Genomic DNA, 7,732 nt, shown 5'->3' with positions numbered 1-7,732 from the left:
GGGCCACTCCCCCCTTCACCGCGCCGAAACAACTGCGCTGCGAAGAGGGCCGAATTATAAAGAACTATCAGAACCCGTCAAGAGGTTTGAGAAATTAATTCAGATCAGTCGCCGTCCTGAACAATGCCCCGGCTCTTGAGCCGGTAAACCATCTGTGGGCGGGTGATGCCGAGCAGGCGTGCGGCGGCGGCAATATTTCCGCCGGCCCGCTCCAGGGCGCGCTTGAGGAGCAGGGTTTCGATCTCGTCGAGGGAGACGTTCTCGCACTCTTCGCCGTCGCCGAGCAGCAGGTTATTGACGCCGCGACTCACCCGATCGAGTTCGCAGCCTTGATCCGGCCCAGAGACCAGCGACGCAGGATCGCTGGCCACCAGACGCCCTTCGCGGCCCACTTCGAAGCGGTGCTCGCCGAAATGCTCGCCGCTGGTGAATAGGTGGGGCGAATCGATGGCGCCGTTCTCGGGCGCAAGGATCGCGCCGCGCTCGATGACGTTCTCGATCTCGCGCACGTTGCCCGGCCAGTCGTAGGACAGCATGGCATCCACTGCGCGCTGGGTGAAGCCGGTGAGATGGCGCCCGTGCAGCCGGTTGAACTTGGTGAGGAAGTGAGTCATCAGCAGCGGGATGTCCTCACGGCGCTCGCGCAGGGGGGCGATGCGGATCGGGAACACGTTGAGGCGGAAGAACAGGTCTTCGCGGAAGCGGCCGGCCCGAACTTCCTCGCGCAGATCGACGTTGGTGGCGGCGATCACCCGCACATCCACCTGCCGGGTACAGGTGTCGCCAAGGCGTTCCACTTCGCCCTCCTGCAGCACCCGCAGCAGCTTGCCCTGGGCGATGGCGCTGAGGGTGCCGATCTCGTCGAGGAACAGGGTGCCGCCATCGGCGCGCTCGAAACGGCCGGGCCGGCTCTGCAGGGCGCCGCTGAAGGCGCCCCGCTCGACGCCAAAGAGTTCGGATTCGATCAGCTGTTCGGGGATCGCCGCGCAGTTGATGGCGACGAAGGGTTTGCTGCTGCGGTTGCTCAAACGATGCAGGTTGCGCGCGAAGACTTCCTTGCCCACCCCGCTCTCCCCCAGGAACAACACCGTCGCCTGAGTGGGCGCCACGCGCTTCACCATATGTAAGGCGGCGGCGTAGCTGGGCGAGATGCCGACCGGGCCGCTCTGCTGCGCGTCCTCTTCGGTCGGGCGGCCGACGGCGCTGGCCGGGCGCCCGGTGGGCACGGGGTGCTCGGTGAGGGTCTCGGGCATCATGTAGCGGAGATCCTCGACGCCCTCCTCGCCCCATTCTTCCACCAGCTTGCCGACGATACGACAGGCCGAATGGCCCATCGACTGGCATTCCACTTCGCGGTACAGCACCTGACGGCCCATGAACTCGGTGGAGAAGCCCGAGGCGTAGCCGATCTGCATCCAGCAGGCGGGCTCGCTGCCGATCGGGAAGTGGCGCATGTGCTCTTCGTCCTCCACCTGGCTCGTCCAGATGAACTCGCCGTAGTGCTGCCCGCGCGCCACGTCGAACTCGAGCCGGACCGGCTCGGAGATGCCGATGCCTTCGAGGCAGTGCATCTGGGGGCCGACGACGAACATGTCGCGCAGGGAGGTGCGGGAGCGCACCTTGCGGGCCATCTGGGCGTCGTGCACGCCGGCGTGGTAACCCATCCGGGTCATGAAGCCGCGGGCGACGTCCATGCCGAGGGCCTCGATCATCTCGCGGCGCAGGGTGCCGAGGGATTTGGCGTGGATCAGCAGCATGCGCTGGTCGTCCAGCCAGATGCGCCCGTCGCCGGTCGAGAAGCGCAGGCGGGCGAGGAGGTCGGAGAAGTCGGGAAGCCGGAGCTTGCCCTGGCTGTCGGGCCCGGGATCGACGACCGGCCGGCCTCGCGCTGCCGATGGCGCCTTGGCGATCGTCTTCATGCCTGGCCTCCGGCCTCGGGGCGCGCTGCGCTGCTCATAGTGTCTCCATCCTGAATACGTTGTTCCGGCCGCCGCATCGGTGCGGACCGTCTTTGCCGCCAAAGATACGCCGGCTCATGGGAAAGAAACAACGCCATGAAGGGAACTATGCACGCATTGATTCATATTGCGCCGCAAAATTTATGGGCGCATTAAATCATTTGATTCACACCCGCCAGCACCACCTTGTCGCAGGCCAGCCGCGTCACCCCCGCCCGGGCATCGCGAAACCGGCAACAACCCTTTGCGGACAAGGGGATAGGCCAAGCGGAGGGGCCCGCCCGGCGCAGCGTGGCACAGCTCCTGCTAAATCAGGGTGTGGAAGGCCGCCAGGTGAGCAAATGCTCGACAGCCACCCGGCAGCGCCCGAACCGCCCCCAGAGAGGCACACCAAGGAGACAGCCATGCAGCACCTCTTGCGCCATCGCGACCGGCGCCGCTAGCCGGACCGCCACCCAAACCCGCCCCGCCAGACAGCCGACCCGCCGCGACGCAGGTCGTCACGGACGTCCGTTGCCTGGAGAAACGTAACAAGAGGGGTCGGCAAGCCCCGCGGCCGTCCCTCGATTTAGACCATGGATAGGAGATCAGCGTGACCCAAGCAACCCAAGACACCCAACTCAAGATTGCGAAGCTGGACGCGATGCTGGAGGAGGACCCGGCCAGGAAGATGTACCGCATCGACCGCGCGGCCTTCACCGACGCCGAGCTGTTCGAGCTGGAGATGAAGTACATCTTCGAAGGCAACTGGATCTTCATGGCCCACGAGAGCCAGATCCCGAACCCGAACGACTACTTCACCCTCTACGTGGGCCGGCAGCCGGTCATCATCACCCGCGACAAGAGCGGCCAGCTCCACGCCTTCGCCAACACCTGCACCCACCGGGGCGCCACGCTGGCCCGCCACAAGAAGGGCAACAAGTCGAGCTTCACCTGCCCCTTCCACGGCTGGACCTTCAACAACGCCGGCAAGCTGCTCAAGGTGAAGGACCAGAACCCGGACGCCGGCTACCCCGAGTGCTTCAACAAGGAAGGCAGCCACGACCTCATCAAGCTGGGCGCCTTCGAGAGCTACCGCGGTTTCCTGTTCGGGTCGCTGAACCCGGACGTCGCGCCCCTCGTCGAGCACCTGGGCGAAGCCACCAAGATCATCGACATGATCGTGGACCAGGCCCCGGACGGCATCGAAGTGCTGCGCGGCTCGGGTGCCTACACCTTCGACGCCAACTGGAAGCTGCAGGCCGAGAACGGCGCCGACGGCTACCACGTCACCGCCACCCACTGGAACTACGCCGCCACCCAGGGCCGCCGCACCGCCGACGGGAAGGTGGACACCATCAAGGCGATGAGCGCCGGCGGCTGGGCCCGCCAGGGCGGCGGCTCCTACTCCTTCAAGAACGGCCACATGCTGCTGTGGACCAACTGGGCCAACCCGGAAGACCGCCCCCTGTGGAGCAAGCGTGCCGAGTGGGTCGAGAAGTTCGGCGAGGCGCGCGCCGACTGGATGCTGCGCAAATCGCGCAACCTGTGCCTGTACCCCAACGTGTACCTGATGGACCAGTTCAGCTCGCAGATCCGCGTGCTGCGCCCGCTGGCCGTCGACAAGACCGAGGCCGTCATCTACTGCATCGCGCCGAAGGGCGAAGCCCCGGAAGCCCGCCAGCGCCGCCTGCGCCAGTACGAAGACTTCTTCAACGCCACCGGGATGGCCACCCCCGACGACCTGGAAGAGTTCCGCTCCTGCCAGCACGGGTTCAACGCCCGCATCGTCAAGTGGAACGACATGACCCGCGGCGCCACCCACTGGGTGGAGGGCCCGGACGAGAACGCCGACCTCATCGGCCTCAAGCCGGAGCTGTCGGGCATCAAGACCGAGGACGAAGGGCTGTACGTGATGCAGCACCAGTACTGGGTCGAAGTCATGAAGCAAGCCATCCTCGCTGAACAAGAAAACGGAGCCAACTAATGCTGTCCTACGAAGCCATTCAAGCCTTTGTCTTTCAAGAAGCCCGCGCCCTCGATGAGCGCCGCTGGAACGACTGGCTGTCGTTCTACGCCGACGACGTGGAGTTCTGGATGCCGTCGTGGGACGACGACGACACCCTTACCGACGACCCGCACAGCCAGGTCTCGCTGATCTACTACGCCAACAAGCAGGGCCTCGAAGACCGCGTCTTCCGGATCGAGACCGACCGCTCCAGCGCCACCATCCCGGACACCCGCCACTGTCACCTCATCACCAACCTCGAGGTGCTGGCCCAGGACGAGACGAGCGCCACGGTCCGCTTCAACTGGGCGACCCACAGCTTCCGCTACGACATCCTCGACACCTACTTCGGCTACTCCGAGTACACCCTCGACACGTCCGGCGAGCGCCCGCTCATCAAGAAGAAGTACGTGGTGCTGAAGAACGACTACATCCACCACGTGCTGGACATCTACCACATCTGATTCATTGATCGACGACGGCCCGCCCCCGAAGGCGGGCCGCGCACCACCCGCGCAGAGAAGGACAACTCCCATGCCGTACAACATCGCCCTGCAATTCGAAGACGGGGTCACCCGCATCATCCAGTGCGACGCCGACGAGCTGGTGGCCGACGCCGCCTACCGTGCCAAGATCAACATCCCCCTCGACTGCCGCGACGGCGCCTGCGGCACCTGCAAATGCCAGTGCGAGAGCGGCAGCTACACCCAGGGCGTCTACATCGAAGACGCCCTCACCGACGACGAGGCCGCCCGGGGCTACATCCTCACCTGCCAGATGAAGCCCGCCTCCGACTGCGTGATCCGCGTGCCGGCCTCCGCCGCCGCGTGCAAGACCGAAGTCGCCACCCACCGCGCCACCCTCACCGAGATCGACCGCAACTCGCCCACCACCGTCTCCTTCAAGCTCGAAGCCGACAAGCCCATCTCCTTCCTGCCCGGCCAGTACGTCAACCTCGTCGTCCCCGGCACCCAGGAAACCCGCGCCTACTCCTTCAGCAGCGCCCCCAACCGGAGCGGCGTCGGCTTCCTGATCCGCGACGTGCCCGGCGGTCTGATGAGCACCCACATGCGCCACACCGCCCAGGTCGGCGACACCATGAGCTTCACCGGCCCCTACGGCAGCTTCTACCTGCGCCCGGTCGACCGCCCCGTGCTGATGCTTGCCGGCGGCACCGGCCTCGCCCCCTTCCTGTCGATGCTGCAGTCCCTCCAGAACAACCCGCCCGCCCAGCCCATCCTGCTGGCCTACGGCGTCAACAGCAACGACGACCTCGTCGAGCTGGAAACCCTGGCCGCCCTCCAGGCCGCCATCCCCGGCCTCGAGTTCTTCACCGTGGTCGTCGATCCCGCCAGCGGCCACCCGAAGACAGGCTACGTCACCGACCACCTCACCGCCGCCCAACTGCACGACGGCAAGGTGGACGTCTACGTCTGCGGCCCCCCGCCGATGGTCGAGGGCGTGCGCAAGTGGATCGAAGGTGCCGGCGTCACCCCCAACAGCTTCCACTTCGAGAAGTTCTCGTCGTCCACCGCGGGGGCCCACTGACATGGCCGGCGCAAACCGTTTCAAGAAGAAGGTCGTCATCGTCACCGGCGCTGCCCAGGGCATCGGCCGCGGCGTCGCCCTGCAAGTCGCGGCCGAAGGCGGCGCCGTGGTGGCGGTGGACCGCTCCGACCTGGTGAAGGAGGTCGTCGCCGAGATCAAGGACGCCGGCGGCAAGGCCATCGCCGTGCAAGCCGATCTGGAGACCTTCGCCGGCGCCCGGTCGGTGATGGACGCTGCCCTCAAGAAGCACAAGCGCATCGACGTGCTCATCAACAACGTCGGCGGCACCATCTGGGCCAAGCCCTTCGAGTTCTACGAAGAAGCCCAGATCGAGGCCGAGATCCGCCGCTCGCTGTTCCCCACCCTGTGGTGCTGCCGCGCCGTGCTGCCGGCCATGCTGGCCCAGAAGAAGGGCGTGATCGTGAACGTGTCGTCCATCGCCACCCGTGGCGTGCACCGGGTGCCCTACTCCGCGGCCAAAGGCGGCGTGAATGCCCTCACCGCCTCCATCGCCATGGAACACACCAAGGACGGCATCCGCATCAACGCCACCGCCCCCGGCGGCACCGAAGCCCCGCCCCGCCGCATCCCGCGCAACGCCGAGCCGCCCTCCGCGCAGGAAACCGAGTGGTACCAGGGCGTCATCGACCAGACCATCGACGCCAGCCTGATGCACCGCTACGGCACCATCGACGAACAGGTCGCCCCGATCCTCTTCCTCGCCTCGGACGAATCCGCCTACATCCCCCCCCCGGCCCCCCCGGGGGGGGGGGGCTTCGGGGGGTGCCCGCCCCCCCCCCCGCCCCCCGCGCCTGCCCATAACTACACAAACATCGAGAGACCCATGGCCCACGTAGACATCCACCACCTGTCGGACCACGCCAGGTTCAACCGCTTCCACGGCGTCGTCCTGTTCTGGTGCGCCCTCATCATCATCTTCGACGGCTACGACCTGGCCGTGGCCGGCATCGCCCTGCCCTCGATCATGAAGGAGATGGGCGTCACCCCCGCCACCGCCGGCTACATGGTCAGTTCGGCCCTGTTCGGGATGATGTTCGGGGCGATCTTCCTCGGCACCATCGCCGACAGGATCGGCCGCCGCTGGGCCATCGTGATCTGCATCGTGCTGTTCAGCGCCTTCACCGCCGCCGCCGGTTTCACCAGCGACCCGGTCAGCTTCAGCGTCACCCGCTTCCTGGCCGGCCTCGGCATCGGCGGCGTGATGCCCAATGTCGTCGCCCAGATGACCGAGTACTCCCCCCGCAAGATGCGCAGCACCCTGGTCACGCTCATGTTCAGCGGTTACGCGGTGGGCGGCATGCTCGCCGCCGTGCTCGGCAGGGGGCTGATCGAAAGCTACGGCTGGTCCTACGTGTTCTTCGCCGCCGCCGCGCCGATGCTCCTCATCCCCTTCGTGCTCCGGGCCCTGCCGGAATCCATGCCCTTCCTCATCAAGACCGGCCGCTTCGACGAGCTGAAGGCCATCGTCCAGCGCCTGGAGCCGGGCTACGTCCCCTCGCCCAACGACGAGTTCGCCCTGCCCGCCGCCCACAAAGCCCACGGCGCCCCCATCGGCAAGCTGTTCCAGGAAGGCCGCGGCTTCAGCACGCTGATGTTCTGGATCACCTTCTTCATGTGCCTGTTCATGGTGTACGCCCTCAGCTCCTGGCTCACCAAGCTCATGGCCAGCGCCGGCTACAGCCTGGGCTCCGCCCTCACCTTCGTGCTGGTGCTCAACTTCGGGGCGATGATCGGCGCCATCGGCGGCGGCTGGCTGGCCGACCGCTTCCACATCAAGTACGTGCTCCTCGGCTTCTACGCGCTCGCCGCGGTGTCGATCACCCTGCTCGGCTACAAGGTGCCCACCGAAGCGCTGTTCGTCCTGGTCGGCCTTGCCGGCGCCTCCACCATCGGCACCCAGATCATCACCTACGCCTACGTGGGGCAGTACTACCCCATGGCGGTGCGCTCCACCGGCATCGGCTGGGCGTCGGGCGTGGGGCGCAGCGGCGCGATCCTGGCGCCCATCGTGATCGGCGCGCTGGTGGGCATGAAGCTGCCCCTCGAACAGAACTTCATGGCCATCTCCATCCCCGCCGTGATCGCCTTCATCGCCGTCGCCCTCATCGACGCCGGGCGCTCCGCCACCGCCCACTGAACACCCGGCAGGCGGGGGCCCCATAAAAATATCGATATTGCTGATAAATTTTGAGAATTTTGGCTATGCTATCGGCCGTGC

Annotated in this window: 5 protein-coding genes; 4 read left to right on the top strand and 1 reads right to left on the bottom strand. The window is 66.3% G+C overall.

The genetic code is table 11. The features are described 5' to 3' along the window. Positions 1 to 104: 104 nt before the first annotated feature. Positions 105 to 1,919 (bottom strand): sigma 54-interacting transcriptional regulator, encoded by a 1,815-nt coding sequence (locus ACE3N6_RS12890; protein ID WP_374246180.1) that lies wholly within the window; start codon positions 1,917 to 1,919, stop codon positions 105 to 107. Positions 1,920 to 2,601: 682 nt separating this feature from the next. Here ACE3N6_RS12890 and benA point away from each other — a divergent pair. The 4 genes from benA (at position 2,602) to benD (ending at position 7,651) form a co-directional block, all read left to right on the top strand. Then, a complete protein-coding gene (gene benA / locus ACE3N6_RS12885; RefSeq protein WP_374246181.1) occupies positions 2,602 to 3,924 on the top strand; it encodes a benzoate 1,2-dioxygenase large subunit in 1,323 nt (440 codons plus the stop codon). Then, positions 3,924 to 4,409: a benzoate 1,2-dioxygenase small subunit gene (gene benB, locus ACE3N6_RS12880; protein WP_374246179.1), complete on the top strand. Its 486-nt coding sequence runs from the start codon at positions 3,924 to 3,926 to the stop codon at positions 4,407 to 4,409. Before benA ends, benB begins: the two co-directional genes overlap by 1 nt. Before the next feature lie 70 nt (positions 4,410 to 4,479). Beyond that, positions 4,480 to 5,493 carry a benzoate 1,2-dioxygenase electron transfer component BenC gene (gene benC / locus ACE3N6_RS12875; protein WP_374246178.1) on the top strand — a complete coding sequence of 338 codons (1,014 nt, stop codon included), beginning with the start codon at positions 4,480 to 4,482 and terminating at the stop codon, positions 5,491 to 5,493. 1 nt (position 5,494) lies between these two features. After that, complete coding sequence (gene benD, locus ACE3N6_RS12870) at positions 5,495 to 7,651, top strand: benzoate diol dehydrogenase BenD (protein WP_374246177.1); 2,157 nt, start codon at positions 5,495 to 5,497, stop codon at positions 7,649 to 7,651. The last annotated feature ends 81 nt before the right edge of the window (positions 7,652 to 7,732 follow it).

Origin of the sequence: Zoogloea sp., assembly GCF_041904905.1 — a bacterium.
GTDB lineage: Bacteria > Pseudomonadota > Gammaproteobacteria > Burkholderiales > Rhodocyclaceae > Zoogloea.
Note: the sequence above shows the minus strand (reverse complement) of the source record. Positions and strands in the feature narration are given on the sequence as shown.